At 45.1% G+C, this 22474-nt stretch carries 21 protein-coding genes; 15 read left to right on the top strand and 6 right to left on the bottom strand.

Annotated features, from left to right (window positions below):
- Positions 1-56: 56 nt before the first annotated feature.
- Both K5609_RS04340 and K5609_RS04335 read right to left on the bottom strand, forming a co-directional pair.
- Positions 57-635, bottom strand: coding sequence for a hypothetical protein (locus K5609_RS04340; RefSeq protein ID WP_221076112.1), 579 nt, complete (start codon positions 633-635; stop codon positions 57-59).
- Between the two features lie 128 nt (positions 636-763).
- Positions 764-1279: a hypothetical protein gene (locus K5609_RS04335; protein WP_221076111.1), complete on the bottom strand. Its 516-nt coding sequence runs from the start codon at positions 1277-1279 to the stop codon at positions 764-766.
- A gap of 388 nt (positions 1280-1667) precedes the next feature.
- Here K5609_RS04335 and K5609_RS04330 point away from each other — a divergent pair, with 388 nt between their 5' ends.
- The 9 genes from K5609_RS04330 (at position 1668) to K5609_RS04290 (ending at position 11135) form a co-directional block, all read left to right on the top strand.
- On the top strand, positions 1668-2297 hold the full coding sequence (locus K5609_RS04330) for a hypothetical protein (RefSeq protein ID WP_221076110.1): 630 nt from the start codon (positions 1668-1670) through the stop codon (positions 2295-2297).
- Between the two features lie 9 nt (positions 2298-2306).
- Positions 2307-2993, top strand: a complete 687-nt coding sequence (locus tag K5609_RS04325; RefSeq protein ID WP_221076109.1) for an ABC transporter ATP-binding protein — start codon at positions 2307-2309, stop codon at positions 2991-2993.
- Positions 2981-4195, top strand: coding sequence for an ABC transporter permease (locus K5609_RS04320; RefSeq protein ID WP_221076108.1), 1215 nt, complete (start codon positions 2981-2983; stop codon positions 4193-4195). Before K5609_RS04325 ends, K5609_RS04320 begins: the two co-directional genes overlap by 13 nt.
- A complete protein-coding gene (locus tag K5609_RS04315; RefSeq protein ID WP_221076107.1) occupies positions 4188-4931 on the top strand; it encodes an outer membrane lipoprotein-sorting protein in 744 nt (247 codons plus the stop codon). The genes K5609_RS04320 and K5609_RS04315 overlap by 8 nt, the downstream gene beginning before the upstream one ends.
- A gap of 200 nt (positions 4932-5131) precedes the next feature.
- Entirely contained in the window at positions 5132-5851 is a 720-nt protein-coding gene (locus tag K5609_RS04310; protein ID WP_221076106.1) for a YebC/PmpR family DNA-binding transcriptional regulator, read from the top strand.
- 161 nt (positions 5852-6012) lie between these two features.
- Positions 6013-6597: a 5-formyltetrahydrofolate cyclo-ligase gene (locus tag K5609_RS04305; RefSeq protein WP_221076105.1), complete on the top strand. Its 585-nt coding sequence runs from the start codon at positions 6013-6015 to the stop codon at positions 6595-6597.
- A gap of 138 nt (positions 6598-6735) precedes the next feature.
- On the top strand, positions 6736-7389 hold the full coding sequence (gene rpiA / locus K5609_RS04300) for a ribose-5-phosphate isomerase RpiA (RefSeq protein WP_221076104.1): 654 nt from the start codon (positions 6736-6738) through the stop codon (positions 7387-7389).
- Positions 7390-7644: 255 nt separating this feature from the next.
- A complete protein-coding gene (gene serA / locus K5609_RS04295) occupies positions 7645-8874 on the top strand; it encodes a phosphoglycerate dehydrogenase (protein WP_221076103.1) in 1230 nt (409 codons plus the stop codon).
- A 314-nt stretch (positions 8875-9188) separates the two neighbouring features.
- A complete protein-coding gene (locus tag K5609_RS04290) occupies positions 9189-11135 on the top strand; it encodes a hypothetical protein (protein ID WP_221076102.1) in 1947 nt (648 codons plus the stop codon).
- A 64-nt stretch (positions 11136-11199) separates the two neighbouring features.
- On the opposite strand, the gene K5609_RS04285 is transcribed toward K5609_RS04290, so the two are convergent.
- A complete protein-coding gene (locus K5609_RS04285; RefSeq protein ID WP_221076101.1) occupies positions 11200-11490 on the bottom strand; it encodes a putative quinol monooxygenase in 291 nt (96 codons plus the stop codon).
- A 133-nt stretch (positions 11491-11623) separates the two neighbouring features.
- On the opposite strand from K5609_RS04285, the gene K5609_RS04280 reads away from it, so the two are divergent.
- Positions 11624-12559: a LysR family transcriptional regulator gene (locus tag K5609_RS04280; protein WP_221076100.1), complete on the top strand. Its 936-nt coding sequence runs from the start codon at positions 11624-11626 to the stop codon at positions 12557-12559.
- Positions 12560-12606: 47 nt separating this feature from the next.
- Here K5609_RS04280 and K5609_RS04275 read toward each other — a convergent pair whose 3' ends face one another.
- Positions 12607-13596 carry a LacI family DNA-binding transcriptional regulator gene (locus K5609_RS04275; protein WP_016403944.1) on the bottom strand — a complete coding sequence of 330 codons (990 nt, stop codon included), beginning with the start codon at positions 13594-13596 and terminating at the stop codon, positions 12607-12609.
- Positions 13597-13952: 356 nt separating this feature from the next.
- Here K5609_RS04275 and K5609_RS04270 point away from each other — a divergent pair, with 356 nt between their 5' ends.
- Genes K5609_RS04270 through K5609_RS04250 form a run of 5 tightly spaced genes read left to right on the top strand, consistent with a single transcriptional unit; the run spans position 13953 to position 19718 of the window.
- Entirely contained in the window at positions 13953-15005 is a 1053-nt protein-coding gene (locus tag K5609_RS04270; protein WP_220720360.1) for a sugar phosphate isomerase/epimerase family protein, read from the top strand.
- A 9-nt stretch (positions 15006-15014) separates the two neighbouring features.
- Positions 15015-16184, top strand: coding sequence for a Gfo/Idh/MocA family protein (locus K5609_RS04265; RefSeq protein ID WP_221076099.1), 1170 nt, complete (start codon positions 15015-15017; stop codon positions 16182-16184).
- A complete protein-coding gene (locus K5609_RS04260; protein ID WP_221076098.1) occupies positions 16171-17706 on the top strand; it encodes a sugar ABC transporter ATP-binding protein in 1536 nt (511 codons plus the stop codon). Before K5609_RS04265 ends, K5609_RS04260 begins: the two co-directional genes overlap by 14 nt.
- Positions 17703-18707 (top strand): ABC transporter permease, encoded by a 1005-nt coding sequence (locus K5609_RS04255; RefSeq protein WP_246611941.1) that lies wholly within the window; start codon positions 17703-17705, stop codon positions 18705-18707. Before K5609_RS04260 ends, K5609_RS04255 begins: the two co-directional genes overlap by 4 nt.
- Positions 18708-18743: 36 nt before the next feature.
- Complete coding sequence (locus tag K5609_RS04250; protein WP_221076097.1) at positions 18744-19718, top strand: substrate-binding domain-containing protein; 975 nt, start codon at positions 18744-18746, stop codon at positions 19716-19718.
- A gap of 106 nt (positions 19719-19824) precedes the next feature.
- Here K5609_RS04250 and K5609_RS04245 read toward each other — a convergent pair whose 3' ends face one another.
- Complete coding sequence (locus K5609_RS04245) at positions 19825-20514, bottom strand: SIMPL domain-containing protein (RefSeq protein ID WP_221076096.1); 690 nt, start codon at positions 20512-20514, stop codon at positions 19825-19827.
- Positions 20515-20540: 26 nt separating this feature from the next.
- Positions 20541-22472: a bifunctional diguanylate cyclase/phosphodiesterase gene (locus tag K5609_RS04240; RefSeq protein ID WP_221076095.1), complete on the bottom strand. Its 1932-nt coding sequence runs from the start codon at positions 22470-22472 to the stop codon at positions 20541-20543.
- Positions 22473-22474 lie beyond the last annotated feature (2 nt).

Raw genomic sequence — 22474 nt, 5'->3', positions numbered from 1 at the left:
CAAGTAATTGCGCAGCAATTTGAGTGACAGGTTTGCCAATCCGATACTGCCGTTTGTTAGGCGCTTTCTCGTTTTTTATAATATTTAGCTGTCAGCTTCTGATTTGAACCAGTTGGAACGGTTACGATTAAAATTTCTTTTGACGCCAAAGTGACTTTATGATGCTTCAAAAGGTTTTCTATACGATCTACATATTCCGGAATTTTGGCTTCGAAAGATAGATAGTTCCTTTGTGATTTAGAGAAAGGGTTCTTGGCATGAAGAATACCACCACACTTGTCATATAATTTCGAAAACTGTTTCCGAGTCAGAAAACCGCCTTTAACAGTGCCGCTCGAATTTAATGGGACAGGATAAAAGCTTGGATTCACCGATTCCACTTTTCTCAGAATCCGTTCAGCATGCCAATCTTTAGCCAAATCCTTTTTTACTGTTTCATATGCTTCACGATTAGAAACTAGAGAAGCATAAGCGATCAGCTCGAGTAGTTTACGAACTTGCAAAGCTTCAGATTCAATAGTTGTAACATTGTATGTTGCTGAGTGAATTCCAGACAAAAAATCTCGAAGCGTTTCAAGGCGCAAGGTTGCCTCATACATTAATTTTAGGTACTTCTGACGGTTGTATGAATTCATATGTACGCCTAACGCCGCATTAAGTGGTAAGCAACGCAGACCACTGAACTAAAAGTATGATGCAGTAAACACTGAGACTAAAGCAAACCAAAAATGCCGAGCGTTGGGAATCCGTCTTAAATGCTTTGTTATGAGGTTTTGTCGCAACTTTCTAAAGACTCTATCGCTTGAAGAACTGGACTTAACATTGAATCGTAAACTGTACCTACGTGCAATCTTGAGTCGTTATCGATTGCAATGAAGTTTTCTTTGTGGACGGATTCATCCATTGTTTGATATAGCCTAAGCTTATCAGGCAACTCCAGAATGAGTTGATATGCTCGCATTGTTTTCTTGATTTCGTTAGTCGTCAACAAACCAAACTTAGGAACCGATTGGTTAAATGCCTGAATGTGGGGAGTTGAAGGAATATAAGCAATAGGATAGTTACTCGATTCACTTAAGTCTTGCATATTTGACATGTATGCTTCTGAAATTAGTCTTAGTTCTTCGATTAGAGCGCGCCTTAACGCGCGACGTTCATGCCGTTTTTCTTCGCTCAACAGCGCCCTTTGCTGATTGTTATTTGCACGAATTGTCGCCATAACTCCGGCAAAACCAATTAAACCCGCTACAAATGTTTGGTACTTTTCAAACCACCCCATAATACTCCTTAGAAAGGTAACCTCTTATCACGCATTGAACTGGAGTCAGATTATCACCTTTTATTAACTGCATCAGCCGCCCAGCTAGAAAAGTAACTAAAACATCAACATAAAAGTATGCAATCACCGTATTTGTCCATCCAGAAAAGGACATTTCAAACGAAAACGGTCAAACCTTATTGGTCATCAACAAGAGCTAAGCAACGATAGGTGAGGAGTGATTGCGGCTAGTCATCGAGTAAACACTTTAAGCCTCACTCTTCGCTTCGCTCATTCATCAGCTCAACATTCCATTAATCTGCGCCAGTTACCTTTTATCGCATCGAACAGTTATTGAACAACATCAATCGTAATCTTGCTCATGTACTCACACTGACAAGGATTGATCATGAAAAAGCTTACTTTAGCCAGCCTACTACTTGTTTGCTCTTATTCAGCAAGCGCTAGCATTAACGAGCAACAACTTGCCTCTTACTTTCAAGCAGCTCAAGGCGACTACTCGCAGCTAGATTCACTGTATAAAGAGTTACAACTCGCCCATCAGCAGCAACCTTCAGACCCTTGGACTTTGTTCTATCTAGGCGGCACCGAGACTCTAAAAGGTGACGATGCTTGGATGCCTTGGAGCAAAATGCGCTACACCGAAGATGGCTTAGCACGCATGGATAAAGCCTTAAATATGATTGGTGAAGAGCAATGGCAGCAGCAATATCGCTACCTTCCTCAAGCGATATATATGCAGGCAACGGCCGCAGTTACCTTTACCAGCGTGCCAGACTTTTTTAATTACCAAGACCAAGGTATGCAGTTGTTCAAACAAGTAATTAATGATCAGCGCTTCCTGCAATCGCCAGCCCAAGCCACCTCGTGGGTATACCGCTTTGCAGTAGAGGCAGCCTTAAACAATCAGCAACCGGCACTTGCTCAACAATGGTTTAAGCAACTTAAGCAAAGCGGTGTAAATGATGATTACAGCCAGCTAACCGCGCAGCTAATGGCTAAGCAAAACAAGAGCTAAGGATAGAATATGTTGCAATTTAAAGGCTTAAGTAAGTTTTACCAAACCGGCCAAGTAAGCCAGCAGGCGTTAAACAATGTTAATGAACACATTCGCGCCGGTGAAATGATTGCCCTTTGCGGCCCATCAGGTTCAGGCAAAAGCACCTTACTTAATATTTGTGGCTTGCTAGATCTTAACTACCAAGGCGAGCTGTATTTTGATGGGGTAAAACTGGATAAAGACCCACAGCATTGCATGCAGCTACGGCGACAACAGCTGGGCTTTGTATTCCAACGCTTTAACTTGGTGCCAGTAATGAGCGCCTACGAAAACGTAGAGTACCCGTTGATGCTAAATAAAGTGCCTAGCCAACAACGCAAGCAGCGCATTATGCAAATTTTAGATGCGGTAGGCATGGCCGATTTTGCACAAGCTAAACCCGACCGTTTATCGGGGGGCCAACAACAACGCATTGCTGTGGCACGAGCATTGATTCACCAACCTCGCTTGGTAATTGCCGACGAACCCACGGCTAGCCTCGACAGCCACACCGCCCACCAAGTTGTAGAGCTGATGAAGGACATTGGTAAAAGCCACAACACCACCTTTGTGATCGCCACTCACGATAACCGCATGAGTGAACATTGTGATCGACAAATAGAACTACTAGACGGACAGGTATTATCCAAGGAGGTTAGCGCATGCGTCGCCTGAAACATGCATTACTTAATGTGCAACGAAATCGCCGCCGCAGCATTATGTCGGTGATTATTATCGCCATTGCCGTAATGGCCTTGGTCACCTCCGGCGGGTTTGGCTTGTTTACCTATCAATCTCTCGCCGAAGCCGCCGCACGCGACACAGGCCATTTAACCTTGTCTAGCCCAGAGTATTTTAACCAGCAAGAAGATACTCCCCTGCAATATGGCTTAGCTAACTGGCAACAACAACGCCAAGACTTAATGGCATTAAATGGGATAAAAGCGGTGCAACCGCGCATCGAGTTTAGCGGCCTAATTAGCAACGGCGACAAATCGGCAATTTTTGTAGGCCAAGGCGTATTGCCCAGCGAGTTCACCCAAAAAGGGCCCTTTTTAGACCTAAAGGCTGGTCAACTACTCACCGAGCAAAGTGACCAAAACTTGCCACAAATTCTGCTAGGCGATGAGTTAGCTCGCAATATGAAGGTACAACCCGGTGATTGGCTTACTCTGCTTAGCACCACCACAGAGGGCGCGCTAAATGCCTTCGACTTTACCGTGCAAGGCATTGTTTCTACTGGTGTTCCAGAGATGGACAAACGCCTAGTGTATATCTCCTTAAGTGATAGCCAAGCCCTGCTCGCCACCGATAAAGTGAGCCTAATGTCGGTATTTGCCTTCGCTAATCAAGATGTTAGCCAGCTCAAGCAACAAGTTGAACTACAGCAACCAAGTTTGTTGGTAACGCCATGGTGGGAACAGGCCTTCTTCTACGAAGCAGTAAAAGGCTTGTACAACCGCATCTTTGGAGTGATGGGCTTTATTATGGCGCTAGTGGTGTTTGTGTCGTTATTTAATACCTTGAGCATGTCGGTCACTGAGCGAACCCGAGAAATAGGCACCCTATCAGCCTTGGGCACCGCCAACTCGGAACAGCTAATTGGCTTTGTATTAGAAGCTGTAGTTCTGGCCTTAATTGGCAGCCTAATAGGCGTGCTACTTAGTGGCTCGGTATCATTAACGCTGCTATTTGCTGATATTCAAATGCCTCCTCCACCGGGGCGCAGCGTAGGCTACCCATTACATATTACTTTCTCATTCTTATTGGCTGCCATCGTCTCTTTAGGCGTGGTGTGTATATGCGTATTGGCGTCTGCCATTGCTGCTAACAAAGGCTTAAAAAAGCCGATTACCGAGGCACTTATTTATGTTTAGTCTATTTAAACTGTGGTTATTAGGTAGCTTGTTTAGCATTGGTTTAGTGCAAGCGAATGAAGAAGTTAGCCTGCGCTTGCTTGAAGCCGACAGCTACCGCTTACAAAGCGCATCGGCCAAAGTGGTTACCGAGGTGAGTCAATTTGATAAACAGCAGCTTAAGAAAAAGCACCGTTACAACGTGTATATTCGCCCTGAACGTGAATCATTGGTGGTGTTTAAAGCGCAATCTGAGTTGGGGCAAAAAATGCTGATGCTTGGCGACAACTACTGGCTGCTTATGCCAAATAGCCGCAGGCCAATTCGCATTACCCCCATGCAAAAGCTATTGGGAGAAGCCTCGGTAGGCGACATCTCCACCCTTACTTGGAGTGAAGACTACCAAGGCGAGTTGGGTGAAATTAGTGAGCTAGATGGGGTAACGGCTCTGCACTTACAACTGCAGGCTAAAACCAGTGGTGCCAGTTATCAAAAAATAGACTTGTGGGTGGATCACCGCAGCAATTTTCCACTAAAAGCCGACCTCTACTTAAAGTCTGGCAAACTGGCGAAACAAGCTTACTTTGAGCAAGGCCAGCGAGATGGGCGAACCGTAGTAAAAACCATGACCTTGGTTGATAGCATCCAAACCAATAAAAGCACGGTGATTGATTACGAGTCAGTGCAAGCGCATAGCCTTACCGATAAATACTATAACCCTGCCTATTTAAGTAAGCAGTCTTTAGAGCAGCTTTAAATATGCTACAAACAGCTATTTAGTCGCAAAAGGCTATCAAGCACCTAGGTAATCGTGAGGATTTAACAGTTAAATACCTCACGATTTAACTAAATTAACCGCATTATTGATCGAGAACCCGCGCCAGCCCTTGTTCCCTGCATTTCAGCTGGTAAAATCCTTCCCCAGAATTTTTAAGCATCGAAGAAAAGAGCATCCCTATGGGCAGAAGTTTTGAAGTACGTAAGGCCTCAATGGCCAAAACCGCTGGTGCAAAAACCAAGGTTTATTCTAAATACAGTAAAGAAATCTACGTTATCGCTAAAAACGGCGGTGCCGATTTAGACGCTAACCTGCAACTACGCAGTGTTGTAGATCGAGCCAAAAAAGACCAAGTACCTAGCCATGTAATCGACAAAGCCATCGACAAAGCCAAAGGCGGCGCTGGTGAAGATTACGTTCCAGCGCGCTACGAAGGTTACGGTCCTGGCGGCTGCATGGTAATTGTTGACTGCTTAACCGATAACAACAGCCGTACCTTTACCGACGTTCGCCAAGCTTTTGTAAAAACCAAATCTAAAATTGGTAACCAAGGCAGCGTGGCGCATATGTTCGACCACCAAGCTATTTTTGCCTTTAAAGGTGACGACGAAGACGCGATTCTAGAAATCCTACTAATGGACGACGTGGAAGTCACCGACGTAGAAAGCGAAGACGGTATGATTACCGTATTGGCTCCACACACTGAATACTTCAAAGTTAAAACTTCATTAACTCAAGCTTTGCCAGAGTTAGAGTTTGAACTGGAAGAAATTAGCTTCATTCCACAAACTTACACCACTATTAGCGGTGATGACGTGGCGATGTTTGAGAAGTTCCAAGCTATGCTTGATGACTGTGACGACGTGCAAAACGTTTACCACAACGTAGAGCAAGGCTAGCCTTATAGCGTTTACCAAGCCTGAACTCCAGGCTTGGTGGCTTCTCGACGACTCCTCTCAGCTTGTATCGATTCATTTGCGGCTAAAATCCTTCAAGCGCCTTGCTTGATAGCCAATATCGATACACACTTAAAGTCTTATTTATCAGTTAAAGCCTGTTTATGACTCAGCTTGACCCTCGCCAGCAATTACGTAAACAAATTCGCCAACAACGCAGCGCGTTAAGCCCCTTACAGCAACTAGAGGCTAGCCAAGCCATTCTAGAATACTTGCAGGATGATCCCGATCTGATTGCTATGCAGCGTGTTGCCCTTTATTTGGCTTTTGACGGTGAACTGGATTTAAGCCTGTTAATCAATTGGCTGTGGCAGCAAGGTAAACAGGTTTATGTACCCTTAGTGGATCCCACTAAAAATGGCGAAATGTGTTTTCATCGCTACCAAGCAAGCAGCCCTTTACAGGCAAACCGGTTTGGCATTGGCGAACCGGTTTTTGATGCCGAACAAGTGATTGATAGCCAGCAGTTAGATTTGATCCTAGCGCCTTTAGTAGCGTTTGACTCACAAGGTAACCGCCTTGGAATGGGCGGTGGTTATTACGACCGCTTACTGGCAAACATTCGCGATGATAAACCCTTGGTCATTGGCCTAGCTCACGACTGCCAGCAAATAAACGAAGTGCCTATTCAAGCTTGGGATCAACCACTTAAACGGATTATTACCCCTAGCCGATATTGGTGTTGGTAAGCACCGCTACTTCTCTCCTAAAATACGCTGAAAAAAGCGCCAAACGAGCATGGCGTTCACGCCAGTGCTTGGTTATAATCCGCGCCACACAAGTGGGCCAACTATTGCCCTCCCCTTCACTTTGCTCGGAGCACAGTAATGACACAAGATGAAATGAAAAAAGCCGCTGGCTGGGCCGCCTTGGAATATGTTCAAGAAGACACCATTGTTGGCGTAGGTACAGGCTCTACCGTGAACCATTTCATTGACGCCTTAGCAACCATGAAAGATAGCATTAAAGGAGCAGTTTCAAGCTCTGAAGCTTCTACCGAAAAGCTACTTGGCTACGGCATTGAAGTGTTTGATTTAAACAGTGTAAGTGAGTTGTCGGTTTACGTAGATGGCGCCGACGAAATTAACGAACAAAACCACATGATTAAGGGCGGCGGTGCAGCTTTAACTCGCGAGAAGATTATTGCCGCGGTAGCCGACCAGTTTATTTGTATCGTAGACAATACCAAAGAAGTACCAGTATTAGGCACCTTCCCACTACCAGTAGAAGTGATTCCGATGGCACGCAGCTACGTAGCACGTGAGCTAGTGAAACTTGGTGGTGACCCAGTTTACCGCGAAGGTGTGGTTACCGATAATGGCAACGTAATCTTGGATATTCACAACATGAAGATCGTTGACCCAGTGAAAATGGAACGCGATATCAATGCCATTGTTGGCGTAGTGACTAATGGTTTATTTGCAGCGCGCGGCGCAAACGAAGTAATCATTGGCACCCCTGAAGGCGCTAAAAAACGCTAATCAAGCAAGACCTTAAAAAAAAAGAGTGCATTGCGCACTCTTTTTTTTGTGAAATATTCCAACACACCAAAAATAATCTCGATCAAGCTCCAACAACCCCACCCTTTGCAGCAGAAAAAACCTAAGATGGATAACTTTGCAGAATAAAAACCAAAAGATGAATATAATTTGATGTAATAAAATTACATTCCCTAAGTGCTGCTTTTTTGCTAAATTTAGCCGCTCGAGCGGTAACATGGGTATTAGGAAGCAAACATGGCAAAGTATTCGTTAGGCAAGGAAAAAATCAAAGTATTGTTGTTAGAGGGTTTACACCCTAGCTCACTGCAATCTTTCCAATCTGCGGGTTATGAAAATGTAGAAATGATCAAAACCTCGCTAGCAGAAGAAGAACTGATTGAGAAAATCAAAGACGTTCACTTCATTGGTATTCGTTCCCGTACAGACCTAAACGAACGTGTGCTAGCAGCAGCTAACAAGCTAGTTGCAATTGGTTGTTTCTGTATTGGTACCAACCAAGTAGACCTTAAAGCGGCCCAGCAAAAAGGTATTCCGGTATTTAACGCGCCGTTCTCAAATACACGAAGTGTTGCAGAGCTAGTACTAGGTGAAATTATATTACTACTGCGCGGCATCCCAGAGAAAAATGCTAAAGCACACCGTGGAGAGTGGATTAAGTCTGCCGACAACTCTTACGAAGCGCGTGGCAAAAAACTAGGTATTATTGGTTACGGCCACATTGGTACTCAGCTAGGTATTCTAGCCGAAACACTGGGCATGCAAGTTTACTACTACGACATTGAAAACAAACTGTCTTTAGGTAATGCCACACAGGTAGCAGACTTAGAACAGCTATTAGCCATGAGCGACGTAGTAAGCCTACACGTTCCAGAAACCGCCCAAACCAAATACATGTTTGGCGAAGCGCAACTGGCAGCCATGAAGCAAGGTTCAATCCTTATCAACGCCTCACGCGGCACAGTGGTTGAGATTGAATCTTTGGTATCGGTATTAGAAAGCAAAAAGCTTGCTGGTGCGGCCATTGACGTATTCCCAACCGAGCCAAAATCAAACAAAGAAGAGTTTGTCTCTGCATTACGTGGTTTTGATAACGTAATTCTTAGCCCACACGTGGGTGGCTCAACTCAAGAAGCCCAAGAAAACATTGGTATTGAAGTAGCCTCTAAACTGGCTAAATACTCTGATAACGGTTCAACCTTGTCAGCAGTTAACTTCCCAGAGGTTGCACTGCCTGAGCACACTGGCACTAGCCGCTTGCTGCACATTCACCACAACCAACCGGGCGTACTAACCAAGATTAACTTGGCCTTTGCTGAAGACTCTATCAACATTGCAGCGCAATACCTACAAACTAACGACAGCATTGGTTACGTAGTGATTGACGTAGAAACCGCTCAAGCAGAACAAGCCATTAGCAAGCTTAAAGAAATTGAAGGCACTATTCGCGCCCGTATTCTTCACTAAGCTTTATTGCCCATATAGAAAAAGCCAGTCATTCGACTGGCTTTTTTGTTGGCTGCATTCATCGACAAATTCTGCTTAAAAAACTGATACGATTACACTCGGATCATATCTTCCTTTTACACCAGCCTCAGCAATCGGTGACTTAAATTATTGCTAAATATCACATAGGCATAATTTCCATTTACCACTTTTGAGATAAAGGTCCATTTACTCTACATATCCCCCAAACAGGTGATTGATTCTTACATAATCAACAATAAAATCATTGATATTCAAAGAAAAATTAATTTAGAACTTTTAGAAATGGAGCTTCAATGATGTTTAGAAGGACATGCCTGTATATTTTGATTGGTGGATTGGCCGCTTGTGGAGGCGGAGGAGAAGATGGAAGTAATCCTTTAGATGGCGGAGTTGACGACGGAAACAAAGCTGGTTTTAGCGAAGAAAACTTCGTTGTAGCGGCAAACAGTCTAGAAGTACTAGAACAACCAATGGCTCTAAATAACTTTGTTATTAGTATTTTACATCACCTTGATGCTAAGTCTGGAACCGCGGTCGATGAATGCTTATTTAACAGCTCAGGAACAGGAGATTATCAAGCTGTACTCAATGAAGATGCTTTAGAAATAAACCTTACTTCATGTGACATAGAAGGTTTAGGGCAAGTGACAGGAGCGATAAGCGTCGCCTTTAGCTCACTAGAGAAGGCCAATAACTACTTAACTTTTAACGCCATTCTTAACGCTCCCCAGCTATCGTATTCCTATGAAGGTCAAGCTTTCAGCCTTGGCTTTGATGCCTCGATTAGTCAATCACTAATATCAAGTCATCAAATTAAGCAATCATTATCCTTGATTGGCAACGAAGCAATTAGTTTCAATGATGTACCTTTCTACTTTAAAGACAGCAATCTCACTAAACAGCTAGATTATACAACTGGAGATTACTCTCTGACCTTCTCAGCTAGATTCTCCTTACCCAGTGCATTTGAAGGTGAAATGGATCTTTCAACCTCTCACCCAATAGCCGGTAAAATTAACCATTACCCCGAAAGTGGCCGCTTTGTCGTATCAGGTGGCTTTGGGGACTTTATCGCAATAAGTCCATATCACCTTGATGCCTCTATGGCTGAAGTTGAACTCCAAGTCAGTGGGCAAAATGAAACCGTAGAAGTTATGTGGCAAGATGTAATGTCTGGATCAGCGGTGGCGTTTCCAGCACGGCAAGGTATGGATACGGGAGAGTGGGGCAATCCTGGCTTTACTGGCGATTCTGGACATTGGCACTATGAAAACCAGTCACCTAAGGTACATTACCCTAAAGGTAATAGTTTACAGCCAACGGTTCGTTTCTTAGTGATGCCTGCTCCTGCCACTGAAGACCTAAATAACGTTGAAATATTTAATAGCTACGAATCGGTTCTTGTTCCTAATGAGCACTATCAAATCTCAGCTGATGGACCGTGGGTAACTATCGATTTTATCAACAATTTACCGGTTGATCGTTCGTTCATGACTACGCTCTATGCAGAAGATGGCAATCACTTTGTTTCATACTCATTCAACACTAATAAAGCGTTTGATGTAATAGTGACCACCGATCAGTTTGTTTCCGTAGACCAAGACTTCGTATTAAGTCCAACGTCTAGCAGTCATCCAGATACCGACTACTCCATTGATTGGACTCTTATTGATGGCGACAAAGACATTACTGTAACAAGGTTAGATTCAACTCGAGCACAAATTACGCCAAGCGAGATGACCGAAGGGCGCAATTACACTTTTTTAGCCAGTATTACCGACCCTTATTCTAGAGTTTCCACACAAACGGTTACTCTAAGCACAGAGCCAAGCAATGGCGAACGCTCATACGTAGAGCTAATATTAGGCCCAAACTACTACACTTCGCCAAGTCAAACTCTGCTATTTCTTTCTGAATCATCTGGGTCTATCTCTGAGGAATTGCTATCTATTCAAGGAGAGCAAAACAACCTTTGGTTTTCAGTCAACCCATTTATAGACGGAGCCGCTGATTCACGAGAAAATGGAGCTAACATACATCTTTCGGTCGGTGGCCAATCGTGGACATATCACTGCTACGATAGGTCAATTCGAGTATCAGTATTAGAGAATGAAACAGTCGATTTAGGTATCAACGAAGAAGGCCAATTAGCTCAATATCAAAAGTTAGCTCTAGACTTTGAGCTGGAATGTGATGGAGCTTATTTATCAGGCAAGCTTCGAAATCGCTCAAGCCTCTAAACAAAAAGGCTGCTAGATCACTATCTAGCAGCCTTCACATACAACTTGAATTCACAGCTTCACGCTAAGCAATTTGCGTCATTTCATTCAAGGTAAACTCTGCTACTGCGCCTTCGGTAGCGGCCATATATTCGGCCAAATGCGTATTGCCCATGTGAGTTTGCCACAGCTCACGTGACTCCCAGTTTTCGTAAAACACAAAGTGCGCTGGGTTTTCGTTGTCTTGATGCAAATCGTAGTTAATGCAGCCTTCTTCGGCGCGAGTAATGTCAATCAACTTAAGCAGTTCTGCTTTTACTAACTCAATTTTGTCTGCATTTGCTTTAATGTTTGCAACGATAGTTAACTTGGCCATTTGGCTATCCTCTAAATAAGTAAATTGCTGGTTCGCTTTAACGGGTTAAATAGTAGCCTTTTGCATACAGCTCAATAAACAGGGTAATATTTGAATCATTATCAAAAATAAATAGACAATAAAAGGTGCCGTTATGCTACTGGAAGATTTACAGGTAATTTTAAAGGTAGCAGAATGCCGCAGTATTACAGCCGCTGCAGCCAAGCTAGATATGCGCTCTGCCACGGCTAGTGCCGCGCTAAAGCGTGTAGAAAGCCAACTAGGGGCTGAGCTATTTATTCGAACAACCAGGCACCTGCGATTATCTAGTGCTGGCGAGCGTTATATCCCGCAATGCGAACAAGCGCTTTTGATGCTTGAGCAAGCTAAGCAAAATATGAAGCATGACCTAGATGTGATTGATGGTGAATTACGCATTGCACTTTCCTCGGATCTAGGAAGAAACGTGTTAAGCCCCTGGCTCGATGAGTTTATGGCAAACTACCCGGCGCTTAGCCTGCGCAGCAGCATCAGTGACAGCAACATAGATTTTTATCGTGATTCTGTAGATATGGCTTTGCGTTATGGCTCGCCCAGTGATGCCAGTGTCTACGGTTTTAAGATATGTAAGGTGCCACGGCTATTGTGCGCTAGCCCAGAGTATTTATTAAAACACGGCAGCCCGCAGCAACCTGAAGACTTAAGGGAACACAATGGTTTGCTCTACCAACTGCACGACATTATTCATGACGTATGGCGCTTTAGCCACCAGCAACAAGAATATAAAATAAAGATGCCCAGCAATCGCGCAGCCAACGATGGTGATTTAGTCAGACGTTGGTGTGTGGCAGGTCATGGGCTGGCGGTAAAATCTAGCTTAGATATGGCCGCAGATCTCTTATCCGGTAAGTTAGTGAGTGTGATGAATAGCTATCAGCCTACTGCTACCGAACTATGGCTTATTTGCCCCAGCCGACAATCAATTACTTCAGCGATGCGTTTGTTACGTGACAGTTTACGAGAAAAGACTCAAGACCTGCTGCAACAACTGGTGTCAGAAAAAATTCTACCGGCTAATGTATTAGCGTAATTGGTTTTGTCTCATCACAACATCAGCCCTATTGAGTTGCTTATTTGCTACTTACTGGGCGAGCAACAACTCGAACGTACCAATAACTGAGTTGGCACAATGGTGTCTTGGCTGGCTTTGCTGCCCTGCAGTATCTTCATTAGCGTGTTGGCTGCTGTCTTACCAATATCTTCTTGCGGCTGACGAATGGTGGTGAGCTCTGGGTTGGTATATTCGGCAAATAACAGGTCATCAAAGCCCACTATTGATAACTGTTGCGGCACCTTAATACCCAGTTGCGTTGCCGCTTTCATTGCCCCTAGCGCCATCATGTCGTTAAAGCAAAATAACGCTGTCATTGAGTAGTGTTCGTGTAGACGCATGAACGCGCTATACCCCGACTGAAAACTAAAATCACCATCTTCAAAAGCGGCTTCGTCAACGGCAATATTTAGCTGCTGCAGACTGTCTTGATAACCGGCTTTACGATCCACACAAATTGGGTTTTCCATAGGGCCGGTAATACAGCCAATTTGGCTATGCCCAATATCTAATAAATAATCGACTGCTCGCTTAGCCGAGCCGCGATTATCAATACGCACCGTGGGAATAGGAAAACCTGGAAAGTACTCACAGGCCATCACCATTGGAATTTCGGTACCTTGGCGGATCTCCATAGGCAGCTCAGCGGTAAGCGAAATAATGCCATCGGCTTGCTTGCTGCGTACCAAGTCCATATACACTTTTGCTTGCTCAACCGTGTGAATTGAGTCCCCCAGCAACACTTTGTAGCCATTTTGCAAAGCAACCTGCTGGATCCCGCGCACAATGCTGGCGAAAAACATATTGGCAATATCGGGCACAATAATCACAATGGTTTTAGACTCGCTGCGCCTTAAATTTCGGGCAATCACATTGGGAGAGAATCCCGACTCGGCTACCGCTAACTCGACCTTCAAACGAGTTTTCTCGGATACTTTTTCTGGGCTCATCATCGCCCGAGATACGGTTGCGGTAGATACGCCTGCCAATTTGGCCACATCTTTTATGGTAGGCATTTACTGTCCTTAGATTGGTAATAAGCAAGGCTAACTTTAATGAAAGCTTAGCCCAAATGTAACGGATTACATCAATTATCATAAAGTACTTTATTTTAAATCACTTAAGAACTCAATCAGCAATTTGTACAAAAAATAAACTTTTAAACTGATCACATTTTCGCAACATACGCTAGATAAACACTATTTTATTGTATAAGTTTTATTCAACTACTAAATAAATGCCATGCAGTGCGGCTTTATACGCCTCCAGCTTTGAACAGCGCATGGTTTTTTTATGAGACTAAATGTAATCGATTACATTTAGTCTCAACAAAATACGACATTTGGTTTGAACTTCGATAAAAGGATTGCCGATGAAAACCCTACAAGGACCCGCGCTGTTTCTCGCCCAGTTTGCTAGTGACGAAGCGCCCTTTAACTCACTTAGTTCAATTGCCGCTTGGGCAGCCAGTGTGGGTTACAAAGGAGTGCAAATGCCCAGCTGGGATAAACGTTTGTTTGATTTGGAGCGCGCTGCAGAAGACCTAAGCTATTGCCAAGAGGTATTAAGCCTGCTTGCCGACAATGGCCTCACTCTCACAGAACTCTCTACTCACTTGCAAGGCCAACTTGTTGCAGTGCACCCAGCCTATGATGAAATGTTTGACGGCTTTGCTCCTGAGTCCGTTAGGGCTAACCCAAGCGCCCGTCAAGAATGGGCGGTAAACCAAATGATGTTGGCGGCAAAGGCTTCTAAAAACCTAGGTTTAAGTGCTCATGCTACCTTCTCTGGCGCGCTACTGTGGCCATATATGTATCCATGGCCACAACGTCCTCAAGGCTTAGTTGAAACTGGCTTTGAGGAATTAGCCAAGCGTTGGTTACCGATCCTCGACGCCTTTGACGCAGCTGGCGTAGATGTATGTTACGAAATTCACCCAGGAGAAGATTTACATGACGGCGTTAGCTTCGAAATGTTCTTGGATGCAGTTAACCAGCATCCGCGTTGCAATATCTTGTATGACCCTAGCCATTTTGTGCTGCAGCAGCTGGATTATCTAGACTTTATCGACCGCTATCACCCTCGCATCAAAATGTTCCATGTAAAAGACGCGGAATTTAACCCCACTGGTCAACAAGGCGTATATGGCGGCTACCAAAGTTGGACTGAACGCGCCGGTCGATTCCGTTCTTTAGGCGACGGCCAAGTAGATTTTGTGGGGATTTTTTCCAAACTCGCCCAATACAACTTTAGCGGCTGGGCGGTGGTTGAATGGGAGTGCTGCCTTAAACACCCTGAAGCTGGCGCGCTGGAAGGCGCAGCCTTTGTAGAGCAACACATCATTGAAGTAACCGATAAAGCCTTTGATGATTTTGCCGACAGCGCCATCGACCAAGCAGCAAATCTGCGAATTCTGGGTTTATAGGAGTAACTCATGGATAAAATTAAACTAGGAATGGTAGGCGGTGGCAGTGGTGCGTTTATTGGTGCCATTCACCGTATTGCTGCGCGCTTAGATAACCAATATGAATTAGTTGCTGGCGCATTAAGTGCCGATCCAGCCAGAGCGCAACAATCAGCCAAGGATTTAGGCATTGCTGCCGAGCGTTGCTACCTAAGCTATCAAGATATGGCTGAGGCAGAAGCCGCTCGCCCTGATGGTATTGAAGCGGTAAGTATCGTAACGCCTAATCATTTGCACTTCCCTATAGCTAAAGCATTTTTGGCCGCGGGTATTCATGTGATTTGTGACAAACCCATGACCTGCTCTCTTCACGAGGCAATGGAACTCAAAGAGCTGGCGAATAATAGCGGCAAGCTATTTGTGCTCACTCACAACTACAGTGCTTACCCCATGGTGCGCCAAGCCCAACAAATGGTTGGGGAAGGTTTGCTTGGCAAGCTGCGCTTGGTTCAAGTGGAGTATGCGCAAGATTGGCTCACTACCGCAGCGGAAAATACTGGCAATAAACAAGCCGAATGGCGCACCGATCCAAAGCGCTCGGGACCTGCTGGTTGCTTGGGCGACATTGGCACTCATGCCTTTAATCTAGCGGCCTTTATAAGTAGCTTACAGCTAGAACAAGTAAGCGCAGAACTGTCTACTTTTGTAAATGGCCGAGTACTAGACGACAACGTACATGCCATGTTGCGCTTCGAGCAAGGTGTACGCGGCATGTTATGGAGCTCGCAGGTAGCGCCTGGTAATGAAAATGGTCTGCGGATTAGGGTTTATGGCAGTGATGGAGGGCTTGAATGGTCGCAAGAGCAGCCCAACCAACTATTGTACAGCCCATTCTCCCAGCCTAGCCGAATTATTAGCCGTGCAGGTTATGGATACAGCGCCGAGGCTGAACATTTGGTGAGGACTCCAGCCGGCCACCCCGAAGGCTACTTAGAAGGCTTTGCCAATATTTACACCGAAACTGCCAAGGCTATTCGTACAGCACGCAGTGGCTCATCGGCCACCGACATTCTGGCTAATAGTTTATTGCCGGGGGTGAAGCAAGGTGTAGAAGGCTTACAGTTCATCAATGCCATGATCCACTCCTCGCAAAACAATGGTAAATGGACCGCTTTGGAGAATGTTCATGAGCTTGCCTAAACCTATTCTTAGCTTGGATAAAATCACTAAAAGCTTTTCTGGAGTAAAAGTTTTACACGGCATTAGCGTTGAGGTGCAACCAGGCGAAGTAATGGGCATTCTTGGTGAAAATGGCGCCGGTAAATCTACCTTGCTAAAAATTATCTCTGGCATTTATCAGCGCAGTAGCGGCCAAGTGCTAGTTAATGGCAAAGCCGTTGAGATAAACAGCCCCGCAGACGCCAAGACCTTGGGCATTGCGATGATTCCACAGGAATTTAACTTAATCGCCAGCCTAAGTGTGTTTGAAAATATTTTTTTAGGCCAAGAGTTAAAAGGCAGCCTGTTTCTTAACAAAAAAGCCATGCGCCAACGTACCCTCCAACTATTGAGTTTATTAGAAACAGATTTGTCGCCAGATGCGCTAATTGAAGCACTGAGCGTGGCCGAAAAACAAATGGTGGAGATAGCAAAAGCATTAGTAAATGATGCGCGTATTCTGATCATGGATGAACCCACCACGGTGTTAACCAGCCAAGAAGTTACCGTGCTATTCAAGCTTATCGATAAGCTAAAAGCGCAAGGCGTAACGATTTTGTTTATCTCGCACAAACTTAAAGAAGTGAAACAGCTATGCGATCGCCTAATTATTTTGCGCGATGGCGCGTTAATTTCGGTTGACCAAGTGAGTGACATTGACGAACAAGACATGGCGAAAAAAATGGTTGGGCGTGAGCTTAACCAAGTTTTTCCGCCGCGCTCTAAAGTACAAAGCAAAGTGGCACTTAAAGTCGATGATTTGAATGTTAAAAACTTACTTAAGCAAATTAGCTTTGAAGTGCGCCAAGGTGAAGTATTGGGATTTGCCGGCTTAATTGGCAGCGGGCGCACCGAAACAGCAGAAGCGATAATGGGGTTACGCCGTCGCCAAAGCGGCAAGATCTTTATTCATCAACAAGCCGTCACCATTCACAATATTAAAGACGCGGTAAAACATGGCTTGGCCTACTTAAGCGAAGATCGCCAAGGCTGCGGGCTAACCATGAGCTTTAATTTACCCGAGAACATTAGCCTTATTTCACTAGGGAGCTATTGCAAAGGCTTAATTAACCACGGCAAGGCTCGCCAACAAGCACAGCAATATGTGCGTAAATTCGACATTAAAGCGGCTTCCATAGATACCGAACTTCTTTACTTAAGCGGAGGCAATCAACAAAAGGTGTATTTATCAAAATGGATGGATACCCAGCCGCAAATACTGATTCTCGACGAACCCACTCGGGGCGTCGATGTAAATACCAAGAAAGAAATCTACCACTTTATCCAAAGCATGACCGAGCAAGGTTTAGCAGTTGTGGTGATCTCATCAGACATGGAAGAACTCATTGGCCTTGCCCACCGAGTTTTGGTGATGCGCGAAGGCCAAATTCAAGGAGAGCTGCGTGAACAAGAAATCAACGAACAACAAATCATGTTTTTGGCCGCAGGTCTGCAAAGCCAGGCAACGCCGGTATCTACGCCGATGCAGGAGAGCCCCCAATGAGTGAGGTTGCTAAAATGAATCAAAAATCTGGGCTAAGCCCTAATTCCAGTTGGTTAAATAAGCTGCCTAAATTTACTCTGTCTAACTGGGCTCCTTTAGTCGCATTACTCATTTTGGTGGTGCTGTCGGCCATGGCCAGTGACCACTTCCTTATCCCAAGAAATCTTACCAATGTGCTTAGACAAGTCTCCTATACCGGCATTATTGCCCTAGGAATGACCTTTGTGATTATTGCCGGCGGAATAGATTTATCGGTGGGTTCAATGGTCGCCTTAGTGGGTGTACTGGTGATTATGCTGCTCAACTATTTAGGTGATGGGTGGATGGCAGTGACCGTTTCTATTGCTGCAGCAATGGCGATGGGCGCAGCTTTTGGCGCGGTAAATGGTTTACTTACCACCAAAGGGAAAATCACCGCGTTTGTCGCCACCTTGGCAACCATGTCTATATTCCGCTCCTTAACCCTATACATTAGTGATGCCGGAGAAATGGTCTCGCAAAATAGTCACTACCCCGACATTGGTGGCGGCTATTGGCTGGGCATTCCTATTCCTGTTTGGCTGTTTATTGGTCTCGCATTTTTAGGCCACCTTATCTTGCGGCATACCGCTTTTGGCCGCCATGTATGTGCGGTGGGCTCTAACCCCAAAGTGGCCACCTATTCTGCGATTAATGTACAGCGCGTTTATTTTCTTACTTTTGTGATTGTTGGTTTCACCGTGGGTTTGTCTGCGGTGATGCTGTCATCACGATTAAATTCGGTGAGCCCTGGTGATGCGGGCTTGTTTTACGAACTCGACGCCATTGCAGCGGTTGTAATAGGCGGCACTTCGCTGTCTGGCGGCAAAGGCACCTTATGGGGCACCGTTATCGGCGCCATCATATTAGGCATTATTAACAACATGCTGAATTTAATGGGGGTGTCCCCCTACTTACAAGGAACGGTAAAAGGCTTAGTGATTTTGATTGCAGTGCTCATGCAATTTAAACGCGATCGCTAAACCCACACCGTACATTAATACAAAGGAGAGTAACTCATGCGTTTATTGCAACACATAGGAAAACTACTACTTGCCGCCACTTTTATAGCCTCTTTGGGCTTAAATGCCGCAGTAGCTAAAACCTTAAAAGTGGGTGTATCCGTTCCCTCAGCAGACCACGGTTGGACCGCAGGCTTGTTGTGGTGGGCAGAAAAAGCCGCCGACGACTTTAAGAAAAGTGAAGACGATATAGAGTTTTACGTAGTGGCTGCCAGCTCTGGTTCAAAACAAGTTGGCGATGTAGAAGATTTGATGATCAAAGGCATCGATGCCTTAGTGATACTGCCGCATAACCCTGCCACCTTACAAAAAGTGATTGAGGAAGCCTACGGCAGTGGCATTTACACGGTAGTTGTAGACCGCGAACTAGAAACGCCTGCACAAAATGTGTTTATTGCTGGCGACAATGCAGGCTTAGGCAGCGTAAGTGGTGAATGGCTAGCGAAAGAAATGGATGGTAAAGGCAAGGTCGTAGTGATTGAAGGCATGTCTATTCCGATTAACAAGCAACGTGTAGATGCGTTTAACGAGGTCATTTCACAGCACAAAGGCATGAGTATTCTCGATAGCCAACCTGCCGATTGGTCTACCCAAAAAGCCTTAGCGGTAATGGAAAACTATTTACAAAAACACCCAGAAATTGACGCAGTTTGGTGCCAAGATGATGACATGCTAAAAGGGGTTATGCAGGCGATTAAAGAATCTGGCCGAACCGACATTAAAACCGTATTAGGTGGGGCTGGCTCGCAAGACATCATCAAAATGGTGGTAGATGGTAACCCAGTAGTTCGCGCTACCGTCACTTACCCACCTAGCATGGTTGCCTCTGGCATTGCCTTAGCGATTACTGGTGCTCGCCATGAAATGTTAGGCAAAATGTACCACAGTGCACCGTCGCGAGTGATTTTAGCGGCTGAGCTTGTCGACACCAATAACGCCACCGATTTTGTAGTGGCCGACGCGGCTTATTAGTCTTGGAAAAACCATAAAGCCCAAGCCTGCTTATCACTTAGCAGCGCTTGGGCTTTATTTTTTAGTCATTAAGTAAGCTTTGTTTCTGCGAGAACAAGCCGAGAGACTAGTCTTCGGTCAGTACTTCAAAACTCACATCAACACTATCTCTATAAATAAGTTGAGCAGCCTGATAAGAGCCAGCATTCGCATCGGTTGCGGCAAGGGTGGCGCGCTCTATTTTCATCATTGGAATGGCAGATTGGTTACGGTAATTAACTTCAACCACCGGGCCTAGCTGGCCGTCATAGCCTTCGGCCAATTGCTTCGCTTTTACATAAGAGTCACTTACTGCCATTGCCCGTACTTGTTGCTTGTACTGCTCTTCTTGCGAGCTTTTGTATTGTAGTTGGCGTACTTCATTCACCCCACTTAACATGGCGGCATCAAGAATTCGAGTTAAGCCGTCGAGGTTAGCTAGCTCAACAATAATGCTGCGCTGTGCACGATAGCCAACAAATACGCGCTCGCGGTCTTGGTATTTATATTCGGCCTGAATTTGCAGTTGGCTGGCTTCAAAGCGGTCAGAGTCAGTTAATAAATTGGCAAGGTTTGATTGAGTAACTTTAACTATTTTATCTACCTGCTGTTTAGCATCACTGGCCGTTTTTGCCAGACTAGTAGCATGTAAGTCCACCTGCACTTGGTCGGCAATTACCACTAACTTCGCCTCACCGCTAGTATGCAGTAAGGCGGCAAATACCGGAGAGATGCTAACACTGCAGGCAACCAAGCCCGCTAACAATAATTTGTTCATTATTTACCTCTGCTAATCTAGATTGCTTATTCGCTCAACGTAAAGCGCTGAGGAGGGGCAACATAACCTTGATAGGCGTCTACCGGCAAGGCCGATAGCAGCTCTACTTGCTGCTGATTCTCTACCCTTTGCGCCACGGTTACAATTTGTAAGTTTCTAGCAGCACGACAAATTGCACTTAAGAAGTGGCTATCACCATCTTCAGCCAAGGCTTGTGCGGTATAACCATAGTCGATCTTAACGTAATTAGGTTTAACCCGGCTTAAGTAGCTTAGCGAGTTTAGGTTACGCCCGTACTGATCAATACCAATTTGGAAACCAAGCTCTCTTAAGCTATCTAAGCTGGCTTCTAACTGGGTATTCTCTTGCAAAAAAGCGGTCTCTGGAATTTCAAAGGCCATTCGCGATGCCACCGTTTGATACTGCTGCGCCAGTTCTACTAACCACGCTAAAAAGCTCGCTTCGCTAATGGCCGATAAAGTTAAGTTAATCGCCAAGCTTAAGTTATTGTCCTGCTGCAAAGCTCGCGCGGCTTGCTCAACCACCATTTGGTCAAACTGAGCGCCCAATCTAAATTGCTCAACCGCCGGCATAAACTGACCAGCAGCGTAATGCTGAGCATCCACTTCAATGGTGGTAAACAACTCGTGGTGCAATACCTTGTCGCTATGAATAAAGTTAACCACCTGCGCCTTGTAAGCCAAGCTTTGGCGACTAATGGTATTTTCAAGTAGCTGCTTCCATTGGCTACGCGGAATATGAGTATGCTCAACATCGGCCAAACTAAAGAAGCCTTCGCGCAACTCGCGAGCGTTATGTAACGCGGTATCTGCTGCAGTTAATAGCTCGCCTATGTTTTCATCTTTTTGGCGCAATACTAAGCCCATCACCAATGGTCGAGGCATGTACTGCTTCCACGTAGCTAAACGGGACAATAAATCTTTATTAATTTGCTCTGCGAGCTGCAACAATTGTTGCTGGTCGAAACCTTCGGCTAAGACCGCAAATTCTAAATTGCTAATGCGGGCAAATACCAATTGCTGCTGTTGCTGGGTATAAGCGGTAAACAGCTCCCCTACAGAATGAATAAACTCATCCCGAGCACTAAAACCATCGCGCACGTGAATGGCTTCAATAATATCGAGAGACAATAACGCAACTCCTCCCACCCCCGATTCAGCCAACCAAGATTTGCTTTGACTGATGAAGTAAGCACGATTTCCTAAGCCTGACACTGAGTCCTGAAAAGCTTGCTGGCGCAACGCGCTGGCTTCCTGAACTTGGTTCTCAAACTGCTGGGCAATGTTATCCGACATATGGTTAATTGCACCCACTACACTGCGCAACTCTTGAGTGTGTGGCAACGGAATAGTTTGGCCAAAATTACGCTGCTCAATTAACTTAGCTTGCTGTTGAATTTGCTCCAGTGGTTTTAACAAATAACGTAGCGCCCGCATTAATAGCAACACCGTTGCTAAGTACCCCACGACAAACAGCTTTGCTAAATCAACCATGGCGTTCCACAGTTGCAAATAGGCATAGCCTGGGTGGCCAACTACTTTTAGTTCGCCTAGCTGCATCCAACCACTGGTTAATACCTGTTCTTGAGCGCTGGGCTGAAATAATTCAAGTGAAGTAAACCACTCAGGTACGCCATCAATAGAGCGAGAGTTTTGGCGGTCGATCAGGCTGTCGTCGGCAAACAACTTAAGACTAATTTGCTGATAGTAGCCACTGTCAAACATGGCGTTAATGACCGATTCAGCGCCAATTGCATCCCCATCTTCTAGATAGGGGCTTAGGGATAAACCTAAAGAAGTGCTTGTATTGTTTACATCTGATAGTTGCTGCTCAGACAAATAACTACGGGTATTGCCAATTTCGATACTAAATACCACAGCCAGCAGGCCGCCGTAGATAAGCAGTACCACAATTAACAACTGGCGATATAAGGTCATAG

Source organism: Agarivorans aestuarii, from assembly GCF_019670125.1.
GTDB classification, from domain to species: Bacteria; Pseudomonadota; Gammaproteobacteria; order Enterobacterales; family Celerinatantimonadaceae; genus Agarivorans; species Agarivorans aestuarii.
The sequence above is the reverse complement of the archived record's forward strand: the minus strand, read 5'-3'. Positions and strand labels throughout refer to the sequence as shown.

Bases quoted from the DNA above. Each gene is read 5' to 3' on its own strand.
- K5609_RS04340 (WP_221076112.1), bottom strand. From the start codon at position 635: ATGAATTCATACAACCGTCAGAAGTACCTAAAATTAATGTATGAGGCA.
- K5609_RS04335 (WP_221076111.1), bottom strand. From the start codon at position 1,279: ATGGGGTGGTTTGAAAAGTACCAAACATTTGTAGCGGGTTTAATTGGT.
- K5609_RS04330 (WP_221076110.1), top strand. From the start codon at position 1,668: ATGAAAAAGCTTACTTTAGCCAGCCTACTACTTGTTTGCTCTTATTCA.
- K5609_RS04325 (WP_221076109.1), top strand. From the start codon at position 2,307: ATGTTGCAATTTAAAGGCTTAAGTAAGTTTTACCAAACCGGCCAAGTA.
- K5609_RS04320 (WP_221076108.1), top strand. From the start codon at position 2,981: ATGCGTCGCCTGAAACATGCATTACTTAATGTGCAACGAAATCGCCGC.
- K5609_RS04315 (WP_221076107.1), top strand. From the start codon at position 4,188: ATGTTTAGTCTATTTAAACTGTGGTTATTAGGTAGCTTGTTTAGCATT.
- K5609_RS04310 (WP_221076106.1), top strand. From the start codon at position 5,132: ATGGGCAGAAGTTTTGAAGTACGTAAGGCCTCAATGGCCAAAACCGCT.
- K5609_RS04305 (WP_221076105.1), top strand. From the start codon at position 6,013: ATGACTCAGCTTGACCCTCGCCAGCAATTACGTAAACAAATTCGCCAA.
- rpiA (WP_221076104.1), top strand. From the start codon at position 6,736: ATGACACAAGATGAAATGAAAAAAGCCGCTGGCTGGGCCGCCTTGGAA.
- serA (WP_221076103.1), top strand. From the start codon at position 7,645: ATGGCAAAGTATTCGTTAGGCAAGGAAAAAATCAAAGTATTGTTGTTA.
- K5609_RS04290 (WP_221076102.1), top strand. From the start codon at position 9,189: ATGATGTTTAGAAGGACATGCCTGTATATTTTGATTGGTGGATTGGCC.
- K5609_RS04285 (WP_221076101.1), bottom strand. From the start codon at position 11,490: ATGGCCAAGTTAACTATCGTTGCAAACATTAAAGCAAATGCAGACAAA.
- K5609_RS04280 (WP_221076100.1), top strand. From the start codon at position 11,624: ATGCTACTGGAAGATTTACAGGTAATTTTAAAGGTAGCAGAATGCCGC.
- K5609_RS04275 (WP_016403944.1), bottom strand. From the start codon at position 13,596: ATGCCTACCATAAAAGATGTGGCCAAATTGGCAGGCGTATCTACCGCA.
- K5609_RS04270 (WP_220720360.1), top strand. From the start codon at position 13,953: ATGAAAACCCTACAAGGACCCGCGCTGTTTCTCGCCCAGTTTGCTAGT.
- K5609_RS04265 (WP_221076099.1), top strand. From the start codon at position 15,015: ATGGATAAAATTAAACTAGGAATGGTAGGCGGTGGCAGTGGTGCGTTT.
- K5609_RS04260 (WP_221076098.1), top strand. From the start codon at position 16,171: ATGAGCTTGCCTAAACCTATTCTTAGCTTGGATAAAATCACTAAAAGC.
- K5609_RS04255 (WP_246611941.1), top strand. From the start codon at position 17,703: ATGAGTGAGGTTGCTAAAATGAATCAAAAATCTGGGCTAAGCCCTAAT.
- K5609_RS04250 (WP_221076097.1), top strand. From the start codon at position 18,744: ATGCGTTTATTGCAACACATAGGAAAACTACTACTTGCCGCCACTTTT.
- K5609_RS04245 (WP_221076096.1), bottom strand. From the start codon at position 20,514: ATGAACAAATTATTGTTAGCGGGCTTGGTTGCCTGCAGTGTTAGCATC.
- K5609_RS04240 (WP_221076095.1), bottom strand. From the start codon at position 22,472: ATGACCTTATATCGCCAGTTGTTAATTGTGGTACTGCTTATCTACGGC.